At 69.6% G+C, this 19,209-nt stretch carries 20 protein-coding genes; 6 read left to right on the forward strand and 14 right to left on the reverse strand.

Translation table 11 applies throughout. The features are described from left to right. Positions 1 to 528: 528 nt before the first annotated feature. Positions 529 to 1,491 carry a hydrogen peroxide-inducible genes activator gene (locus ACWD11_RS01230; RefSeq protein WP_451280561.1) on the reverse strand — a complete coding sequence of 321 codons (963 nt, stop codon included), beginning with the start codon at positions 1,489 to 1,491 and terminating at the stop codon, positions 529 to 531. Between the two features lie 133 nt (positions 1,492 to 1,624). On the opposite strand from ACWD11_RS01230, the gene ACWD11_RS01235 reads away from it, so the two are divergent. Together ACWD11_RS01235 and ACWD11_RS01240 are read left to right on the forward strand one after the other, a co-directional pair. Continuing rightward, the gene (locus ACWD11_RS01235) at positions 1,625 to 2,179 is read left to right on the forward strand and encodes a peroxiredoxin (protein ID WP_389415152.1); all 555 of its coding nucleotides are present in this window, start codon (positions 1,625 to 1,627) and stop codon (positions 2,177 to 2,179) included. Between the two features lie 6 nt (positions 2,180 to 2,185). After that, positions 2,186 to 2,719, forward strand: coding sequence for an alkyl hydroperoxide reductase (locus tag ACWD11_RS01240; RefSeq protein WP_389415153.1), 534 nt, complete (start codon positions 2,186 to 2,188; stop codon positions 2,717 to 2,719). 6 nt (positions 2,720 to 2,725) lie between these two features. Here the strand turns inward: ACWD11_RS01240 and ACWD11_RS01245 are convergent, their stop codons facing one another. The 4 genes from ACWD11_RS01245 to ACWD11_RS01260 all read right to left on the reverse strand — a co-directional run bounded on the left by ACWD11_RS01245 (position 2,726) and on the right by ACWD11_RS01260 (position 7,713). Beyond that, positions 2,726 to 4,045, reverse strand: coding sequence for an AI-2E family transporter (locus tag ACWD11_RS01245; protein WP_451280563.1), 1,320 nt, complete (start codon positions 4,043 to 4,045; stop codon positions 2,726 to 2,728). A gap of 124 nt (positions 4,046 to 4,169) precedes the next feature. After that, complete coding sequence (locus ACWD11_RS01250) at positions 4,170 to 4,871, reverse strand: aggregation-promoting factor C-terminal-like domain-containing protein (RefSeq protein WP_389415155.1); 702 nt, start codon at positions 4,869 to 4,871, stop codon at positions 4,170 to 4,172. Between the two features lie 429 nt (positions 4,872 to 5,300). Beyond that, the gene (locus ACWD11_RS01255) at positions 5,301 to 6,626 is read right to left on the reverse strand and encodes a PhoH family protein (RefSeq protein WP_389415156.1); all 1,326 of its coding nucleotides are present in this window, start codon (positions 6,624 to 6,626) and stop codon (positions 5,301 to 5,303) included. Positions 6,627 to 6,939: 313 nt separating this feature from the next. Beyond that, positions 6,940 to 7,713 (reverse strand): isoprenyl transferase, encoded by a 774-nt coding sequence (locus tag ACWD11_RS01260; protein ID WP_389415157.1) that lies wholly within the window; start codon positions 7,711 to 7,713, stop codon positions 6,940 to 6,942. Positions 7,714 to 8,499: 786 nt separating this feature from the next. On the opposite strand from ACWD11_RS01260, the gene ACWD11_RS01265 reads away from it, so the two are divergent. Next, complete coding sequence (locus ACWD11_RS01265; protein ID WP_389415158.1) at positions 8,500 to 9,651, forward strand: winged helix DNA-binding domain-containing protein; 1,152 nt, start codon at positions 8,500 to 8,502, stop codon at positions 9,649 to 9,651. A 1-nt stretch (position 9,652) separates the two neighbouring features. Here the strand turns inward: ACWD11_RS01265 and ACWD11_RS01270 are convergent, their stop codons facing one another. After that, complete coding sequence (locus ACWD11_RS01270; RefSeq protein WP_389415159.1) at positions 9,653 to 10,456, reverse strand: methyltransferase domain-containing protein; 804 nt, start codon at positions 10,454 to 10,456, stop codon at positions 9,653 to 9,655. Between the two features lie 52 nt (positions 10,457 to 10,508). Here ACWD11_RS01270 and ACWD11_RS01275 point away from each other — a divergent pair, with 52 nt between their 5' ends. Continuing rightward, complete coding sequence (locus ACWD11_RS01275; protein ID WP_451280566.1) at positions 10,509 to 11,021, forward strand: DinB family protein; 513 nt, start codon at positions 10,509 to 10,511, stop codon at positions 11,019 to 11,021. Positions 11,022 to 11,025: 4 nt separating this feature from the next. On the opposite strand, the gene ACWD11_RS01280 is transcribed toward ACWD11_RS01275, so the two are convergent. The 7 genes from ACWD11_RS01280 to ACWD11_RS01310 form a co-directional block, all read right to left on the reverse strand. Continuing rightward, positions 11,026 to 11,898 (reverse strand): LLM class flavin-dependent oxidoreductase, encoded by an 873-nt coding sequence (locus ACWD11_RS01280; protein ID WP_451280568.1) that lies wholly within the window; start codon positions 11,896 to 11,898, stop codon positions 11,026 to 11,028. Further along, on the reverse strand, positions 11,895 to 12,581 hold the full coding sequence (locus ACWD11_RS01285) for a hypothetical protein (RefSeq protein WP_451280570.1): 687 nt from the start codon (positions 12,579 to 12,581) through the stop codon (positions 11,895 to 11,897). Before ACWD11_RS01285 ends, ACWD11_RS01280 begins: the two co-directional genes overlap by 4 nt. After that, positions 12,581 to 13,216 (reverse strand): hypothetical protein, encoded by a 636-nt coding sequence (locus tag ACWD11_RS01290; RefSeq protein ID WP_451280572.1) that lies wholly within the window; start codon positions 13,214 to 13,216, stop codon positions 12,581 to 12,583. The genes ACWD11_RS01285 and ACWD11_RS01290 overlap by 1 nt, the downstream gene beginning before the upstream one ends. Before the next feature lie 91 nt (positions 13,217 to 13,307). Further along, positions 13,308 to 14,540: a hypothetical protein gene (locus ACWD11_RS01295; protein ID WP_451280574.1), complete on the reverse strand. Its 1,233-nt coding sequence runs from the start codon at positions 14,538 to 14,540 to the stop codon at positions 13,308 to 13,310. Then, positions 14,537 to 14,848, reverse strand: coding sequence for a hypothetical protein (locus tag ACWD11_RS01300; protein ID WP_389415165.1), 312 nt, complete (start codon positions 14,846 to 14,848; stop codon positions 14,537 to 14,539). Before ACWD11_RS01300 ends, ACWD11_RS01295 begins: the two co-directional genes overlap by 4 nt. A 132-nt stretch (positions 14,849 to 14,980) precedes the next feature. Next, a complete protein-coding gene (locus ACWD11_RS01305) occupies positions 14,981 to 15,916 on the reverse strand; it encodes a hypothetical protein (RefSeq protein WP_451281113.1) in 936 nt (311 codons plus the stop codon). 83 nt (positions 15,917 to 15,999) lie between these two features. Continuing rightward, a complete protein-coding gene (locus ACWD11_RS01310; RefSeq protein WP_451280576.1) occupies positions 16,000 to 16,659 on the reverse strand; it encodes a hypothetical protein in 660 nt (219 codons plus the stop codon). A 313-nt stretch (positions 16,660 to 16,972) separates the two neighbouring features. Between ACWD11_RS01310 and ACWD11_RS01315 the strand changes: the two genes are divergently transcribed. Beyond that, a complete protein-coding gene (locus tag ACWD11_RS01315) occupies positions 16,973 to 18,094 on the forward strand; it encodes an amidinotransferase (protein ID WP_389415168.1) in 1,122 nt (373 codons plus the stop codon). Between the two features lie 63 nt (positions 18,095 to 18,157). After that, positions 18,158 to 18,556 (forward strand): DUF192 domain-containing protein, encoded by a 399-nt coding sequence (locus ACWD11_RS01320; protein WP_389415169.1) that lies wholly within the window; start codon positions 18,158 to 18,160, stop codon positions 18,554 to 18,556. 50 nt (positions 18,557 to 18,606) lie between these two features. Here ACWD11_RS01320 and ACWD11_RS01325 read toward each other — a convergent pair whose 3' ends face one another. Continuing rightward, positions 18,607 to 19,206: an OmpA family protein gene (locus ACWD11_RS01325; protein ID WP_451280579.1), complete on the reverse strand. Its 600-nt coding sequence runs from the start codon at positions 19,204 to 19,206 to the stop codon at positions 18,607 to 18,609. Positions 19,207 to 19,209: the final 3 nt, after the last annotated feature.

The following is a 19,209-nucleotide window of genomic DNA, read 5'->3' on the forward strand; positions in this document are numbered from 1 at the left end:
GGCGACCACCCGCCAGAAGGCCGAAGCGACCGCCCTCCGACAGCGGCCCGCAGGGTTTACCAACTCCCCCCGCTACCGGACTCCATAGCGGCACCCCACCCTGCGGGCCCAGCCCCCACGCCCCAGGCCGGGGCCATCCGCCGGACGGCCCCGCGCGGCACTGCCAGCCGCGACCGACAGCGGACCCCATGGCGGCACCCACCCATGCGGCCCGCGCCCACGCCAGGCGGGGCCATCCGGCGACCGCCCCCGACTGTGCCCCCGCGGGGCGCTGTCAGCCGCGACCGACGACGTACGCCCCGCGCCGAGGCGACCGGCGGCCTGACTCGCGCCCTCCGCGCCCACGCCATAGCGGCCCCCCGCCCGGCGGGCCGCGCCCAACGCCAGGCGGGGGCCATCCGCCGGAAAGGCAGAACAACCCGCCCGCCGACCGCGACCCCGATGGGCCCTGACCCGTCCCACCGGGCAGCGAGTCGATGGGGGTGACCCGTGCCGCGGAGGTGGGCCGGGGCCGGTCTCGCCGCCCCCTCAGCCCGTGTCGCCCTCCAGGACCCGTACTGGGAGCGGGCGCAGGGCGTCGCGCAGGGATGTGGCCAGTTCCTGGTACTCCGCGCTGCGGGCCGCGTTCGTGCGCATGGCGAGGGCGATGCGGCGGGTCGGGGCCGGGTCGGAGAAGTAGCCGGTCAGCAGCTGGTTGCTGCGGGTCGTCTCGACCTTGACGGCCGTGCGCGGGAGCAGCGTGACACCGAGACCGCCCGCGACGAGCTGGACCAGGGTGGACAGACCGGCGGCCGTGGTGGTGACCGGCGCGTCCTCCCGGCCCGCCTCCCGGCAGATGTCCAGTGCCTGGTCGCGCAGACAGTGCCCCTCGTCCAGGAGGAGCAGGTTGAACTCCTTGAGCGCCTCGCGCCCGATGCCCGTACGGCCGCCCAGCCGGTGGTCCAACGGCGTGACCAGCACGAAGTCCTCGTCGAAGAGGGGGAGTTCGACCACACCCGGCACCCCGAGCGGGACGGCGAGCAGCAGCAGGTCCAGGCGGCCGGTGTTCAGGCCGTCGACGAGGCTGGCGGTCTGCTCCTCGTGGACCTGGAGGTCGAGGTCCGGGTAGCGGTCATGGACGAGCCGCAGAACCGTCGGCAGCAGGTACGGCGCCACGGTCGGGATGACCCCGAGCCGCAACACCCCGGTGAACGGGGCCCGTACTGCCTCCGCCTCCGCCAACAGCGCACCCACCTCGTCCAGTACGGCCCTCGCGCGCACCGCGAGCCGCTCACCGGCCGGCGAGAGCAGCACCTTGCGGGTGGTCCGCTCCAGCAGCGTGACGCCGAGCGTCTCCTCCAGCGCGGCCACGGCACCGGACAGGGCGGGCTGGCTCATGCCGATGGCGGCGGCCGCGTCCCGGAAGTGCAGATGCTCCGCCACGGCCGCGAACGCCCGCAGCTGGGCGAGACTCGGCAGTCGCCTCTTGGCTCCACCATTACTCACGGTCACTGATAACCGCCTCCGATCACCATGACCGAGTGTAGCAATTTCTCTAATCAATGCACCGTGTGCCAGCATCGACCTCGTCCAACCCATGAGAAGCGTCCGCGATCCGGACGCTTCTTCGCTGCAAGGAGAGCCTGTGCTCACTGTTGGTGACAAGTTCCCCGAGTTCGAACTGACCGCCTGTGTCTCCCTGGAGAAGGGCAAGGAGTTCGAGCAGATCCACCACAAGTCCTACGAGGGCAAGTGGCTCGTGGTCTTCGCGTGGCCGAAGGACTTCACCTTCGTGTGCCCGACCGAGATCGCCGCGTTCGGCAAGCTGAACGACGAGTTCGCCGACCGCGACGCCCAGATCCTCGGCTTCTCCGGTGACTCCGAGTTCGTCCACCACGCCTGGCGCAAGGACCACCCGGACCTGACCGACCTGCCCTTCCCGATGCTGGCCGACTCCAAGCACGAGCTGATGCGCGACCTCGGCATCGAGGGCGAGGACGGCTTCGCCCAGCGCGCGGTCTTCGTCGTGGACCCGAACCGCGAGATCCAGTTCACGATGGTCACCGCCGGCTCCGTCGGCCGTAACCCCAAGGAGGTCCTGCGGGTCCTCGACGCGCTGCAGACCGACGAGCTGTGCCCGTGCAACTGGACCAAGGGCGACGAGACGCTGGACGCGGTCAAGCTGCTGGCCGGGGAGTGACCTGAGATGTCCCTCGACTCCCTCAAGTCCGCCGTCCCGGACTACGCCAAGGACCTGAAGCTCAACCTGGGTTCCGTCATCGGCAACTCCGACCTCCCGGCGCAGCAGCTGTGGGGCACCGTGCTGGCGACCGCCATCGCCTCGCGCTCCCCGATCGTGCTGCGCGAGCTGGAGCCGGAGGCGAAGGCGAACCTGACGCCGGAGGCGTACACCGCCGCCAAGGCGGCCGCCGCCGTCATGGCGATGAACAACGTCTTCTACCGCACCCGCCACCTGATGTCGGACCACGAGTACGGCACCCTGCGCGCGGGCCTGCGGATGAACGTCATCGGCAACCCCGGTGTCGACAAGGTCGACTTCGAGCTGTGGTCCTTCGCGGTCTCCGCCATCAACGGCTGCGGCATGTGCCTCGACTCGCACGAGCAGGTGCTGCGCAAGGCCGGCCTGGAGCGCGAGGTCGTCCAGGAGGCGTTCAAGATCGCCTCGGTGATCCAGGCGGTCGCCGTCACCCTCGACGCCGAAGCGGTCCTCTCCGCGTAAGCCAGGTCACTCCGGGCCCCGTTCACTGTCGTGGACGGGGCCTTCGGCATCCGCGACCACCTGCGGGCTCTCCGGGCTCTCCGGGCTCTCCTGCGAGTACGCCTTCAGATAGCCCACCACCGTGTTGGTCACCGCCACCAGCGGCACCGCCACCACCGCGCCGCCGATGCCCGCGATCAGGCCGCCCGCCGCGACCGACAGGACCACCGCGAGGGGGTGGACCCGGACCGCGCGGCCGAGGATGAACGGCTGCAGGATGTGCCCCTCGATCTGCTGCACCGCGAGCACGACCGCCAGCACCATCACCGCCGTGAAGACGCCCTGCGTCACCAGCGCCACCACGACCGCCAGCGCGCCGGAGGCCACCGCGCCGACGAGCGGGATGAACGAGAACAGGAAGATGAAGACGGCCAGCGGGACGGCCATCGGCACATCCAGGAAGTAGATCCCGATGCCGATGAAGACGGCGTCGATCAGAGCCACTATCAGCGTCCCGCGCACATACGCGGTGAGCGTCCGCCACGCGGCCGGGCCCGCGCCCGCCACCCCCGGCCGGGCCGCCGCGGGCACCAGCCGCAGCGACCACTCCCAGATCCGCTTGCCGTCGTAGAGCAGGAACAGCGTCGAGAAGGCCGCCAGCAGTATGCCGCCCAGCGCCTCGACGATGACCGTGACGCCCTCCAGGCCCGCCGAGGTGATCTCGTCGGTGTTGGCGCCGACCGCGTCGCGCAGATTCTCGGCGATGTCGTTGATCTGCTTGTCGGTGACGTGGAAGGGGCTGTTCAGCAGCCAGTCGCGCAGCTCGTCGATACCGTCCTGGATCTGGTCGGAGAGGTTGTCGAGGTTCTCCATGACCTGCCAGGTGACGAACCAGCCGATCAGGCCCATCACCACGAAGCCCAGGATCGCCGTGAGCGCGGTCGCGAGGCCCTGCGGGACACCGATCCGGCGCAGCCGCGCCACCGTGGGCTGGAGCAGCGCCGTCATCAACAGCGCGGCCACGAACGCCAGCACGACCAGCTGTACGGCGCTGATGACCCGCATCAGCACCCATACGGTGCCGGCCAGCACCAGCAGCCGCCAGCCGGCCTCGGCGGCGACCCGCACACCCCACGGCACGGCCAGCGCGGGATCCGGACGCGCTGGAGCCACGTACACACGCTGAACGGACGGCGGCGCCTTGTCGGCGGGGGGAGGCGTCGGCGCGGAGGCGGCCGGGGGTTCGGCGCTCTCGCGCTGCACCTCCGCGCGGCGCTCGTCCAACCGGTCTCCCATCCGGGTCAGTCCGGCGCCGAGCCGACCGAGCCACCCTGGCACTCGAGACATGTTCCGTCCTCTTCCCCCGTCTTTCCCCACCACTCCCCCCGGAGTCGTCCGGTCCGACCGTACATGGCGACAGCCCCTCACCGTAGGACGGTGAGGGGCTGTGCGAGGTTGAGCGGGGAAATGCCTAGTACCAGTGGTTGGCCTGCCAGAACGACCAGGCGTCGCACGGGCTGCCGTACCGCTCGTTCATGTAGTTGAGGCCCCACTTGATCTGGGTGGCCGGGTTGGTCTGCCAGTCGGCGCCGGCGGAGGCGTACTTGCCCGCCGGCAGGGCCTGGAAGAGACCGTAGGCGCCGGAGGAGGGGTTCACGGCCTTGTAGTTCCAGCTGGACTCGTGGTCCACGATGTTGCTGAAGCACTGCCACTGGCCGGACGGCACCATCGACTGCGCCATCGCCTGGATCTGCGCGATGGTGTACGAGCTCTGCACAGCGAAGCTGGAGGAGGACCGGGAGGCCTTCGCCTCGGCCTCTTCGCGCTCCTTGGCTTCCTCGGCCGCCTTCGCTGCCTTCGCCGCCTTCTCCGCGGCTTCCTTCTTCTCGATCGCGGTCTGGGCGGCGGCCCTGCGGGCCGCTTCCTCCGCGTCCTTCTTGGCGCTCGCGTCGGCGGCGATCGCCTGGACGGTCGCCTGCTGCGTCAGGGAAGCGGTCTGTACCTGGGCCTGCTGGCCCGTGGGTATGTCCGCGAGGAGCGTGGCGTCGGCTGCCGTCGCTTCGGCGTCGTTGTTCTGCGCGGTGCTGCCCGAGGCAACGCCGACAACGCTTCCGACGGCGGTGACCGCGGTGGCCGAGACCACTGCGAATCCCCGGACCGAGATCCGGCTCACACGGTTTCCTTCCAGCATCGCCCGCTTCGGTGACCCTGGCGGACGCAATCTTGCCCCTGGCGCTGGCCTCCCAACTGCGGGGTCACGGGAGGCACGGGCCCGGTGGGCAACTCCCCTCCGGGGAGCGCCGCGTGGTGCGCGGGCGGCATACGGCGACGCTATGGAGTTGGCGGTGTTCCTCACGGGGTGCCATACCTCTGAAGGTACGGATGTGCCGTATGCGGGGCCTGACAGGAAGGAGACTCTGCCGTACCCGGACGCCGTGAGGCAATTCTGTGTTGCGTGTGAAAGCTCACATCCCGTTTGGTCCCGGCAGTTCCACGAAACGGCAACACGCCAAGGCGCCGCCCGACTAGGCTCTGGGCCTTTGTCGGACGGCGCCAACTGGCGAGTAGCTACCTCAAGTTAAGCACTCGGGGCAGTCTCGGGTCAGATATGCCCATCCTCCAGCATTTCGGTCACAAGGGCGGCGATCTGGGACCTCTCGGACCGGTTCAGCGTGACATGGGCGAAAAGCGGATGCCCCTTCAGTTTCTCCACGACGGCGACGACTCCGTCGTAGCGCCCGACCCGGAGATTGTCCCGCTGGGCCACGTCATGGGTCAGCACCACCCGTGAATTGGCGCCGATTCTGGACAGAACGGTCAGCAGGACATTCCGCTCCAGCGACTGCGCCTCGTCCACGATCACGAACGCGTCGTGCAGCGAGCGGCCGCGGATATGGGTGAGCGGGAGGACCTCCAGCATCCCGCGCGAGGTGACCTCCTCGATGACCTCGCGGCTGGTGACCGCGGACAGCGTGTCGAACACCGCCTGCGCCCAGGGGCTCATCTTCTCGGCCTCGCTGCCCGGCAGATAGCCGAGCTCCTGCCCGCCCACGGCGTACAGCGGCCTGAAGACCATCACCTTCTGGTGCTGACGGCGCTCCAGCACGGCCTCCAGGCCCGCGCACAGCGCCAGCGCCGACTTGCCGGTACCGGCTCGGCCGCCCATCGACACGATCCCGATGTCCGGGTCGAGCAGCAGGTCGAGCGCGATGCGCTGCTCAGCGCTGCGGCCCTTGATACCGAACGCCTCCCGGTCGCCGCGCACCAGCCGGACGTTGCCGTCGGCCGTCACCCGGCCCAGCGCCTTGCCGCGCTCGGACTGGATGGTGAGCCCGGTGTGCACCGGCAGGTCCGCCGCCTCGGGCACATGGGCGTGCCCCACCTCGAAGAGGACGTCCACCTGCTCGCCGGGGAGCGTCAGTTCGGACATTCCGGTCCAGCCGGAGGAGTCCGTGATGGCGAGTTCGGCGCGGTACTCCTCGGCGAGGAGCCCGACGGACGAGGCCTTGATCCTGAGCGGCAGGTCCTTCGACACGACGGTGACGTCGAACCCTTCGGCCTGCAGATTGCGGGCGACCGCGAGGATGCGGGAGTCGTTGTCCCCCAGGCGGTAGCCGGTCGGCAGAACGCTGGGGTCCGAGTGGTTGAGCTCGACACGCACCGTCCCGCCCAGTTCCCCGATCGGGATCGGGGCGTCGAGACGGCCGAACCGGACCCGGAACTCGTCGAGCAGACGCAGCGCCTGCCGGGCGAAGTAGCCGAGCTCGGGATGGTGCCGCTTGGCCTCCAGCTCCGTGACCACGACGATGGGGAGCACGACCTCGTGCTCGTCGAAGCGGTTCAGGGCGTGCGGGTCGGCCAGCAGGACGCTGGTGTCGATTACGTAGGTGCGCCGGTCTGGCTTGGGGCGCGTTGCGCTGGTCACCACGGAAGGACGTACCCCCTCGGAAGAGGTCGGGGAGCGACGGAGAGGAGCTGGACCGGTCGACGGCGCCGCTGCACGGGCCGAGAACCGGCCCTTACCTGCTTCGTCCGTACGGTGACCGCACGATCGGGCTGGTGCAAAGGGCCTCCCGGGCGGACGGCCCCGTGCCGTCCGCTGAGATCCGACACCCGTGGTTCGGGTGTCGACCTGCTTGGCTTATGCCCTCGAACAAGCGCTGCCATGCCACGGCGGGGAACGGCGCGCTGGTGAACTCCTTGTTACCTCCGCCCCAAGGGGGTGGCGGGTGACCTGTGGCTCAGCCGCCGTAACGGCGGTGGCGGGCGGCGTAGTCACGCATCGCGCGCAGGAAGTCGACCTTGCGGAAGGCCGGCCAGAACACATCACAGAAGTAGTACTCGGAGTGGGCCGTCTGCCACAGCATGAACCCGGACAAGCGCTGCTCACCGCTGGTGCGGATGACCAGATCGGGGTCGGGCTGGTCGCCGGTGTAGAGGTGGCGGCCGATCATCTCGATGTCGACGGAGTCGGCGAGCTTCTCCAGTGAGGTGCCCCGGTCCGCCGCGTCGAGCAGCATCGAGCGCACCGCGTCGGCGATCTCCTGGCGTCCGCCGTAGCCGATGGCGACATTGACGAGTATTCCGTCGATGTGCGCGGTGGTCTCCTCGGCGTCCTTGAGGCTGTTCTGCATCCGCGGCGGCAGCAGCTCACGGGTGCCGACGTGGTGGACGCGCCAGCGGCCGTCGGCGGCGAGGGTGCGTACGACGTCCTCGATGATCCCGAGCAGCGGGACCAGTTCGTCCTTCGGGCGGTCGAAGTTGTCCGTCGACAGCAGCCAGAGGGTGACGACCTCGACGTCCGTCTCGGAGCACCAGCCGAGGAACTCCTCGATCTTCTCGGCGCCGGCCCGGTGACCGTGCACGGTGCTGGAACCCGCGGCCTTCGCCCAGCGGCGGTTGCCGTCCATGATGACGCCGATGTGCTTGGGCACCTGAGCGTGGTCCAGGTGACCTTCCACCCGGCGTGCGTACAGCCCGACCAGCAGGCCACGCAGCTTGTCGCGCAGGTTCACGTGATTGATAGCCCCTCCGTACGGATCGGGCGGCCGCGGCCCCGGTCGCTCCCGAGGGCGGTCCCAGCCCGGTGGCGGTCCCCGCCGCCGAAGCCTACCTCCGCCCTGCGGGCGGCCCGGCGGGCGGGTGTCGGGGCGTGTGGGGCCGGTGGAACCAGGCGTCCGCGAAGGCGTCCGCGACAAAAGAAAAACGGGCCGGTCCGTGGGGGGGAGACGGACCGGCCCGAGGGGGGGTTTCCACCATAACCCTTCGTAAGTGATGCTGCGTGCATCGGCGTGCCATAACTACTCTCCGAAATCGGACGGCAACGCGGCGGTGGGCGTGAGAGGGGGGTTTCAGGGGTGGCTCATGGCCGGAACACAGCGGATTTCCTGGGCGTTCGGCGGGATACGCGTGGGGCGCCCGGGTGTGCCGGTCCTTGTCCCGCACGCGGCGTGTTTTCCGGGTTGTCCCCCACCTGGGTGACCCGGGCAGCGAACGTCAGCTTGACGTCGGCCCGCGGTCATACGGCGCTCCGCCCGCCGCAGGTGGGCACGGCACCGCGCAGCCCCCTCCACTGCGCGGTGCCGGCCGCGCAGCTTTGCTCACGCGAATTACCTTGGTCCGAATTTACGCGAGTTACGGATGAGACGCGAGTTGCAAGCGATAACAATGTGGAAAAGGTGTGAATCCTTGGATATCCAGGGTGGAACTGCACCGGATGCCCGATTCACCCGATTTGCTCGCACCTCACTCGACTCCCAAAGAGGACGGAACCTGACCTACTTCACCCCTACCGTCGTCCCATGACGGTGACGATCTCCTGGCAAGAGGCGAGCGCGCGACGGCTCGAACGACAGTTCCTGGCCAATCCGGCGTCGGAGGGCGCTTCGGCCCCCGGCATCGTGTCCGCGATGCTCGGCGCGCACGCCCAGGTGCTCTCCGCGGCCGAGCTGTCGATCGGCGTACGGACCTCCGGACTGACGCGGGCGGACGTACGCACCGCGCTCTGGGACGACCGCTCCCTCGTGAAGACCCACGGCCCGCGCGGCACGGTCCATCTGCTCCCCGCACACGAGCTCCCCCTGTGGACCGCCGCCCTGACCGCTATCCCGTCCGGGCCGAGCCCGTTCGCCGCCGACGCCCGCCTCACCGAGGAACAGACGCGGCAGATCCTGGCGGCGATCGAGGACGCGCTGGACGGGGCGTGCCTGACGATCGACGAGCTGAGCGAGCAGGTCGTGGCCCGCACCGGCCCCTGGGCGGGCGACCCGGTCATGCCCGCCTTCCAGGGCATGTGGCCGCGCTGGCGGCAGGTCATGCACCGGGCGGGCCAGGCAGGCGCGCTCTGCTTCGGCCCCAACCGCGGCCGCAAGGTGACGTACACCCGCCCACCCCGCTTCGCCCCCCTGCCCGCGCAGGACGCGCTGCGCACCCTCGTACTGCGCTATCTGCGCGCCTACGGCCCGGCCACCCCGGCGCACTTCGCCAAGTGGCTCGCCGCGCCGGTCGGTTGGGCGGGCGGACTCTTCCAGCACCTGGTGAAGGACGCGGCGATCGAGGAGGTCGTTTTCCAGGGAGCACCGGCGTGGGTGGCGGCGGGCGACACGTCCTTCCCGTCACCGGAGTGGCGGGGCGTGCGGCTGCTGCCGTACTTCGACGCGTACGTCATCGCCGCGCAGCCCCGGGAGTCGCTGTTCCCCGGGGAGGCGTACCGCAGGGCGCTGTCGGGTGGGCAGGCGGGGAATCATCCGGTGCTGCTGGTGGACGGGGTCGTGGCCGGGGTGTGGCACCAGCGGCGGCAGGGCCGGCGTACGACGGTGACCGTGGAGACGCTGGGCGTCCTGACGGCACGGCAGCGGCGGGAGCTGGACGAGCAGGTAGGACGGGTGGGCGAAGTACTGGAGGCGGCACCCGAGTTGGTGCTGGGGGAGGTCACGGTGGGCCCGCACGCCTGAGTCAGCCGGGCTTGCGGATGTCGAAGAGGTGGCGGGTGCTGTGCGCGACGAAGGGTCCCTCGTCCTGGATGCGCCGGTGCAGGGACCGCAGGTGCGTCTCGTACGCCTCGACGGTGAAGCCGGGGACCATCCAGATCACCTTGCGCAGGAAGTGGACGACGGCGGCGATGTCGTGGAACTCCATGCGGAGTTCCTCGGCCCGCAGATCGACGACCTGCAGACCGGCGGCTTCCGCGTCGGCGCGCTCCTTCCGCGGGTCCCGGCCGCCTCGGACCTCGTCGGGCTGCGGCCCAAGGAAGTACTCGACGAGCTCGAAGGCGCTGTGCGGTCCGACGTGCTGGGCGAAGTAGGTGCCGCCGGGCGCCAGTACGCGGGCGATCTCCGGCCAGGGGGCCCGCACGGGGTGCCGGCTGGAGACCAGGTCGAAGGCGCCGTCGGCGAACGGGAGCGGGTCGGCCTCGGGCGAGGCGACGACCGCGACGCCGCGCGGGGCGAGGAGGGCGGTGGCCTTGGCGACGTTCGGGGGCCAGCCCTCGGTGGCCACGGTCAGGACGGGGGCCTTGGGCGCGCGCCCAAGGGCGAAGTCGAGCACTTCCCCTCCCCCGGTCTGCAGGTCGAGGGCGGCGTCGGCGCGGGCCAGCCGCTCGGCGAGGGAGACGGCGTACCCCCAGCTCGGCCGCGCCTCGGTGGCCCGCCCCTCGAACCAGGAGAAGTCCCAGCCCTCGGTGGGAACGGCGGCGCCCTCGGCGACGAGTTCCTCGAAGGTACGGCTGCGGCTGCGGTTGCGGCTGCTCTGCTGGTCCATGCCCGCGATGATCGCAGCCCGTTGTCAGTGCCCGCTGCTAATTTTCGGCGGTATGACGACCCCTGACGCGACCAGCACGCCGTACACCGCCGGCGACAAGGAAACGCTCCACGCGAGCCTCGACCGGATGCGGGACGCGGTGCTGTGGAAACTGGCGGGGCTGGACGACGCGGACCTCCGCCGCCCGCTGACCCCGTCGGGCACGAGCCTGCTGGGCCTGGTGAAGCATCTCGGCTCCGTGGAGTACGGCTGGTTCGTGTCCGCCTTCGGCGGCGAGGTCGAGCCGCTGTGGTTCGACCCGTACACCGACGAGGACATGCGCGCGGACCAGGGCGAGACCACCCAGCAGATCATCGACTTCTACGGCCGCGCCCGCGCCGCGGCCGACCGCACGATCCGCGAACGCACCCTGGACGACCTGGGCCGCCCGGACTGGCGCGGCGAGGCCGTGTCCCTGCGGTGGGTCCTGGTCCACATGATCGAGGAAACGGCCCGGCACGCGGGCCACATGGACATCGTGCGGGAGCTGATCGACGGGGCGACGGGGGATCGGCCGACGGGGTGAGGCCTCAGGAAACCAGCGGTCGTACCTGCTCGGCGGCGAAGCGTACGAAGCCCTCGGGGTCGGGTTCGTCGGCCGTCGGCTGGAGTACGACGGTGTCGGCGCCGGCCTCCGCGAGGCGTTGAACGGCCTCGGCGACGGCGGCGGCGTCTCCGGCGACACCGAGGCCGGGGACATCGGCGAGGCCCTCGTCGGTGAGCTCCTTGCGCAGCCGGTCGGCGGCGTCGGCACCGGTGGCGGCCAGGAGGTAGACGACCACGGGATGCGGATCGGTGCGCCCGGCGGACTTCCGCCCCTCGTCGACGAGTTGCCGGGCCCGGCGTACGCCGTCCGGCGGATTGGACGCGGTGAGCAGCGTTCCGTCGGCGGCCTCACCGGAGAGGCGGAGGGAGCGGGGTCCGGTGACACCGGCGAGCACGGGGACGGGCCGGGCGGGCGGCCAGTCGAGTGCGACGTCATCGAGACGGACGTACCGCCCGTCCGTGGTGAGCCGCTCCCCGCGCAGCAGCGCCCGCAGCGCGAGGAGGTGCTCCCGCAGGAGGGTGACCGGGGACTCGACCCGGGCCCCCACCTGCCCCATCCAGTCCTGCACCCCGTGCCCCACGGCCAGCACGGCGCGCCCCGGGAACATCCGCTCCAGCGTGGCGGCCTCCATCGCGGTGACCGCGACATTCCGCAACGGCACGGGCAGCAGCCCGATCCCCACCCGCACCCGCTCGGTCCACGCGAGCGCGGCGGCCACCGCGGACACCCCGCCCTCGCGGAAACAGTCCTCCCAGAGCCACAGCTCCTCCAGACCGGTTTCGTCGGCCAGGCGGGCGATGGAACGGAGGTTCTCGGGGGGCAGCTGGGGGCGGAAGATCGCGCCGAGTCGAGTCATGGGGGTGTTCTTACCCCGTCCGGGGGCGCTGCTTCCAGGGGATTACGGAAAGAGACCGTCTCCACGATCCGCCGAAGGATCACCCGGTACTCGGAGCGGCGGGCCAGAGCGGTCGTGCTGAGCGCGAGCACGGCCAGCTTCTTGCAGTCGGGGTGGGGCAGGTGGGCCCGGAGCTGCAGCAACGGCCGCTGCGGCAGTGCGGTGCCGGCAGGCGGCGTGAAGGCCGCTTCGCTGAGCGCCGCGGGACCACAGGGCAGTTCCCGGTACTCGACGTGGTCGAAGCCCGAGGCGACTGCCCGGGCCGCCGTCGCGGCACGCGAGGCGACAGCCGTGGCACGCCAGGACACGGTGAACCAGGAAACCAGCAGCAACCCGTCGCCCGCGGCACCGACATCGTCCCGGTGCAGCCCGATCGCGCAGTACACGGTCCCTACTTCGCGCAGGGCGGCGAGCAGCTGCTGGCCCGCTGCGACGTGCGAGACGAACCGGAGCCGGACCGTGTCGTCCGGGGCCGAGTCGAGAAAGGGCGCGGCCGCGGCGCTCAGGGCGTGCGCCGCTCGGGAGTCGGGCTCGGGAAGCAGGGCGTCCAAGGGCAGCGGCATGAATCCGGGCGGCTCGGCGAACCACAGTTCCGCGTGCGGATCTACGGCGGAATCGTCGACCACGATCGTGGGAGCGCTCATCACTCCTGCCCGGCGGCGGTGGCGGTGGCCGGGGCCGACGCGAGGAACCGGGCTCCGGCCCGGCGTGCGCGTTCGAGGTCGTCCGGGGTGGCGTCGTCCCACTGCCTGCGTGCGGCGCGCTGTTCGAAGGCGGACGGCCGGTACAGGAAGTGCAACCGGCGTGGAGCGGCACCGCGCCGGCCGCTGACCGCCACGACGCCCAGGAACCGCGGGTCCCCGGCGAACCACAGCGGCTCCAGCCGCGCCTTGAGTGCGGGCTTGGTCCGGGGGCCGCCGATGTGGCGCAGCCACCAGTACGCACGGTGATGCTTCACGAAGGTGAGCGGAATGCGCCTGCCCTCCGGGCGAGCGGGGTTCGGGAACTCGATCCAGATCCCACCGTCCTCGGCGTCCGGGTGCTCGTCGAGGCCGCGGGGGGTGTGGGGGAGGAGTTGCCAGGGGTAGTGCTGGAGGACTCGGAGGATGTGGAGGGCGGTGGGGAAGCAGCGGAGTTGGAGCACGGCTCGGTACATCGCGTAGCAAAGGGGCAGGGAGACGAGAAAGGCGAACCCAGGGGACAGGAATACGGCGAGCACATAAAGCAAGCCGATCCAGGCCACGGGCCAGCCGACGAGAGCGACGACATTCATAGCCATGTGTCCCCACCAGGACCGGCGAGTCGGTGGGTGATCCCACGCTGTGCGGTAATCAGGGGGGTTCATGGGATTACCCTTTCCTTCCGGTTTGTCAGAAGACGTGGCGAGCAAGGCGGTAGATGCCGCCGGAATCAAGCACCAGGCGTGCCCCGTCGATCCCGGCAACGGCACCGTCCTTGACCCCGTCGTCCTCGGCGTCCACCAGTTTGTTGTGAAGGCCGAATCCGCCGGTCCCCACGCCGGCCAGACCTGATGCGCCCTGCACGACCTTGGCAGCCCTCTGTGGATCACTGAGACCGCGCACCGCACGGAGTACCAGCGGGTTGTCCAGCTCGGCCACGGCCTTCACCTCATCCATCGTCTTGGTGCCATAGAGGACCACCTTCTCCCGGAAGCTGACGGCTTCGGTGCTGCGGAGGGCCGCCCTGAAGCCCGTGGACGCGCCCTTTCCGACAGCTCCTACGCCGGGCAACGCCCCCGCTGCATCAGCTCCCGTCGACACCAAATTGCTCCAGAAGTCGGCATCGAGCTCACCCTTGGCGAAGCCGTCCTGCAACGACGCCCACGTCTCTTCGTCCGAAAGGCGAAGGGACAGCGCCGTCAGACTGATCGTTGAGGATCCGAGCATCAGCAGGCCCGCGGTCGCGAGGCTCCACCCCAGCGGCCCGGAGAGGAGGAGTACCGCCACGGCGATCGTGCCCGCCAGAAAGCTCAGTACGTCCGGCAGGTTCTCGCCCAGCCAGTCGAGCGCGTCGTCGAGCCAGCCCGGCTCACGGGGCGCCAGTTCCTTCGTCGCGCCCCGGATCTTCTCCGCCCGGTGCTTGGCCCTGGCCTCATGCTCCTCCGCGAGCCGCCGCGCCCGGCCGAGCACCTTGTCGAGCTCGGACCGGGCAGCGCCGGTATCCGCACCCGCCCCCTCCTCCGCCCGCTTCACCGCGGCCCGCGCATCCTGCGCGTCGTCCTCCAGCCGCTTGGCCCGCCGCTGGAAGTCGTCCAGTTCGGTCTCCCAGCGCGTGAGGTGAGCGGCTGCCTTGCGGAGCGAGCGCGCGGCGTTCCTCAGATTCCGCGGCAGCGGACCGCCGTCGAGCTGCTCGCGGAAGGCGACGGCGGCGTCGCCCTTCCAGTAGCTGCCGTCCAGGAGTTTGGTGACGAGGCCGTGTGCGTCCTCCAGGACCGTCGCGCAGGCGGCGAGTTTGCGGTGCAGGTCGCGGACGGTCTCGGTGCTGCCCGGTACGGGGTCGAAGCCCAGGTGGGGGTAGCGGACGTGAAGATTCGACGGGTCGAGGGCGGCGCCGGTGCGTTCGGCGCCGAAGGCGAGCGTCACTTGCGGACCCCGCCCGACCCGGCCTTCTTCAGGGCCTCCTCAAGGGCCTTGTCGACCTCCAGATAGCTGTCCCGGCTCTTGCCGATGATCTCGGCGAGGTCCTCCGTCTGCTTGCCGATCTCCTCGGCGCCGTATTTCCAGTCCTCCTGGAAGTCCGCACAGGCGCGGTCGAGATCGTCGGTGCCGAGACCTGAGACCGTCGAATCGAGCAGGGCCTTGCGAACTCCGGCGAGTGAAGTGGTCGACTTCCGCAGCGCGTTCATGAAGCGCGTGAGCTCGTCGCCGTCGACGGTCAACCGCTCAGCCATGCCTTGTCCCCTCTGTCCGCGGATCACCCACCGCAGAGAGGAACGACACGGACGCACATTCGTGACGTACGCGGAAGTGCTCCCCCCTTCAGGAGGAGCACTTCCCGGACAGGGAGCAGGAGTTGGGGATGGTCAGCGGTTGATGGCCTGGATCTCTTGTACGACGACGTTCTGGGTGGCGCCGAAGGTGCCGTCGGGGAGGTCGCCGCCTGCTCCGCCGGTGCCGGTCCAGTCGATCTCCCAAGTGATCGTGGCCTGGAGGGGGAACGTGCCGTCGCCCGAGGAGCGAAGGTATTTCACTCCGCAGGGCGGGGTGCGGTCGGCTTTGCCCTTGGCGTAGGGCTCCCCGATGCGGCCGTTGTCGATCTCGCAGACGCCGGACGCGGGGTAGGTGACGGCGTCGGCCGTACCGGGCTCGATCTGCAGCGAGACGGGTACCGCCGTCGCGGTCGCCTCGAGCTCCAGCACCGGTACGGACGCGGTGACCGAGACCGGCTTGAACTCGGCGGCGTCCAGCCAGCTCCAGGTCGGGAGGTTGACCTTGGTGGCGTTCGCGGGGGCGAGGGTGACCTCGGTGCCGGGGACGCGGATCTCTGCGTAGGCGAGTTCGGCGAGGATCTCCGGGGTTATGGCGTTCTCGATGCCGGGGGGCGGGGGGTCACCGGCGTCCACCCAGAAGTAGTCCGCCTCGCAGGAGTCCCAGCCAGGGGGGTAGCTCTCGTCGACGTACGAGCCCCACCAGTAGCCCTTGCCGGTCTTGTCCTTGTTGAAGCCCTTCTCCGGGTCCTTGGCGTTGTACTTCTCGCGCTGCTCCGCGTCCCACTGATAGCCCGTCGACTCCGCCTCCCAGATCGGCTCCAGGTACTTCTGGAGCTGCTCGGGGGTGTACTTGGGGGCGTACCAGCAGGGCGGGGGGCTCCAGTTGGTGCTGGAGGTCAGGGTGCCGGTGGAGTTGCCGCTGCCGTTCTTGGAGTGATCGAAGACGACGCCTCCGGCGGTGACGGAGACGGTGTCGCCGTTGACGTCGGCGCCGGTGCCGGGAGTGGGCGCCTGAGCACCGCCGCCGATCGCGTTGTCAGCGAGCGCAGGTGTACCGCTCAGGAGGGCGGAAACGATCGCAACGGGCACGATCAGCGCTCGCGAAGTGGCACTCAGGGCTGGCACTTGTCGCTTCCCCTCTGGGACTGAATCTTGTCGATGACCCACACACCCTTGTCGTTCTTGCGCAACTGGGTGGTGTAGAGCACGTAGCTGTTCTTCGTGGCCGGCGTCTTGTTGACCTTCTCGGTCTTCAGATACATGTCGTAGGCCTTGCTCTGGTCCTCGCAGTACACGAGCGAAGCCTGGTCCTTGCCGCTCACGTTGACGATGGCGTCGTAATAGCGGTACGCGCCGGTGACCCGGGCCTTGGCCTTGACGTACGCCTTGACGAACTCCTCGGTGGCGGCGGCCGCCTCGCCCTCGTAGTAGTAGAGGTACGCCTTGTCGAGCGCGTCCTGATTGACGATCGCAAGGTCCACGGCCTTGATGGACTGCTCGCTGTCGGCAAGGACCGCGTCCTTGTCCTGGTCACCCGTCTTGGACCAGTCGAAGGTGTAAGAGAGGTCGGACGGCAGCTCGATCTTCGGGCGGTCCGCGACGGCCGGAGCACTCTCGCTCGGGGACGACGACTTCTCACCCCCCGTCTCGGCTCCCGCGATCTTGTCGTTGTCCTTGTCCTTGGAGCTGTCGTCGCTCCCGCACGCGGACAGCGTCAGGGCCGCTGCGGCGGTCAGCGTGATCGCTGCGAGGAGGGTGGGGCGGCGGTTCACGGTCGGCTCCCGGTGAGGCGAGGCTTCTCTTGAGCGAAGCAACGCTATCGATCGGGGTGAGACGACACCAGGGCGGCGCCTGTCAACCGACGGGGCAGATGCACGCAAACCTCCCGTCCCTGCCCTTGAGCGCGGCATAACGGTTGCATAACGCACCGGTTCGATCGCCCGGCACCGCCGCGAACACTTCGTTCCGCTTATGAACGAGCAAAGGAGAACGTGCGAGAACGCGCACTGTTTTGAAAACGGGCTCCGGGTGACTCGATAGATGCAAAGAGTTCGACTTCCGCCGAGCGAGAGTGGACCCCATGTGATGTTGCAGTCATCGCCCGCCTCGGCCGTGGCCCCCGCCGAGCACCTCGCCTCTCCGGTCAGCTCCCACAATGAGTGGGACCCACTGGAGGAAATCATCGTCGGACGGCTCGACGGGGCGACCATCCCGTCCAGTCACCCCGTTGTGACCTGCAATATTCCGAGGTGGGCGGCGCGACTGCAGGGCCTGGCCGCCGGCGCGCGGTACCCGCGCATGCTGGTCGAGCGGGCGCAGGAGGAGATCGAGCAGTTCGTCGGGCTGCTGGAGTCCTTCGGCATCACGGTCCAGCGACCGGACGCGGTCGATCACCACCGGCGTTTCCATACGCCCGACTGGTCGTCCCGCGGATTCTGCAACACCTGCCCTCGCGACAGCATGCTCGTCATCGGCGACGAGATCATCGAGACCCCGATGGCATGGCCGTGCCGGTATTTCGAGACGCATTCCTACCGCCCGATCCTCAAGGACTACTTCCGGCGCGGCGCCCGGTGGACGTCCGCGCCGAAACCCCAGCTCACCGACGAACTGTTCGACCCCGATTTCCGGGTCCCTGCGGACGGCGAGCCCATGCGGTACATCCTCACCGAATTCGAGCCCGTATTCGACGCGGCCGATTTCGTGCGCGCGGGGCGTGATCTTTTCGTCACGCGAAGCAATGTCACCAACCGGATGGGGATCGAATGGCTGCGCCGCCATCTCGGGCCGGACTATCGCATTCATGAGATCGAGAGCCGCTGCCGCGCCCCCATGCACATCGACACGACGTTCGTGCCGCTCGGCCCCGGCAAGGTCCTGATCAACCCCGAGTACGTCGATGCCGACCGCCTGCCCGACGTCCTGCGCTCGTGGGAGGTACTGGTCGCTCCCCCGCCCGATCCCCTGGACGAGCCGCTGCTGAAGATCACTTCGATGTGCGGGAAGTGGCTCAGCATGAACGTCCTCATGCTCGACGAGAAGCGAGTGATCGCGGAACGGCACCACACGTCGATGCTGCGCGCGCTGGAGTCCTGGGGTTTCGAGCCGGTGCCGTGCGACCTGCTGCACTACGCCCCGTTCGGCGGCTCGTTCCACTGCGCGACGCTGGATGTTCGGCGACGCGGAACGCTCCAGTCGTACGTGTAGCGGACCGGGCGGGGCTGGCTGGCCGCCCGACTAGGTTGCCCCAGAGTGGGGATGTACTCGGCCATGGGGCGGCAATGGGTTGACGGGTGCGGGAAATTGATCGTTCTGGACCAGTCGTCGCCGCCCACGCGCGGTCGCGAGCTGCCCCTGGAAATCGCCACGTCCTACCGGGCCCGCAGGCGCGGGCTGCTCGGGCGGGACTCGGTCGAGGGCGCCCTCCTGCTCTCCCCCGCCAACAGCGTGCACACGATCGGCATGCGGATGCCCATCGACGTCGCGTACCTCGATCGCCGACTCCGCGTCATCGCCGTACGCACCATGAAACCGGGCCGCCTCGGCCTCCCCCGCCCCCGAGCCCGACACGTCCTGGAGACGGAGGCCGGGGCCATGGCCGGGTGGGGGCTGAAGGTGGGGGCACGGGTGGAGGTGGAGGCGACAGCAGTGGGGGGTGTGGACGGCTGAGGGGGCGGCGGGGCTACGGCCGTCTTCCGAGGCCCCGTGGTGGCGTCACGTCAGTCGTCCGTGCGGGGGAAGGAGACCTCTACCCTTCGGTTTTTCTTGCGGCTGGACTCCGAGTCGTTGGATGCGATGGGGTATTGCTCGCCGTAACCGCGGACCTCGTAGGTGATGTTCGGGTTGTTCAATTCGCCCTTCAGGATGTCCTCCACGGCGTTGGCACGTTGCTTGGAGAGGGCATCGCCGTGGGCCGAGGAGCCCAGGTTGTCCGTGAAGCCGAAGACACGGATCTTTGTCGCCTGTTGGGTCTTGATTTCTTCAGCGATCGCTGCGATGCGGGCCTTTGCCTCGCCGTTCAGTTTCGCGCTGTCCTTGGGGAACAGCACTTCCGCCTGGAGCGCGAACTTCACGTCGGCATTGGTGTCCTCGCGGCGTTCGTCTCCGCTCTGGTCCTCGACGACCTGCTTGATGTCCAGCACCTTCGCTTCGGCGAGCGTCGCACCCTCGGGGAGCTTCAGGTCCGGGTCGTTGGGGTCGACTTCGACGGGGGCGGCGGCTGTGGCTTCGGTGCCTGGGGGGACGCTGGGATTGTCGTCGGCGTGGGCCGCCGTGACGCCGTAGAGGGTCGTGGCGAGCATGACGGTGGCTGCGGCCATGGC

Source organism: Streptomyces sp. NPDC002776, assembly GCF_053592195.1.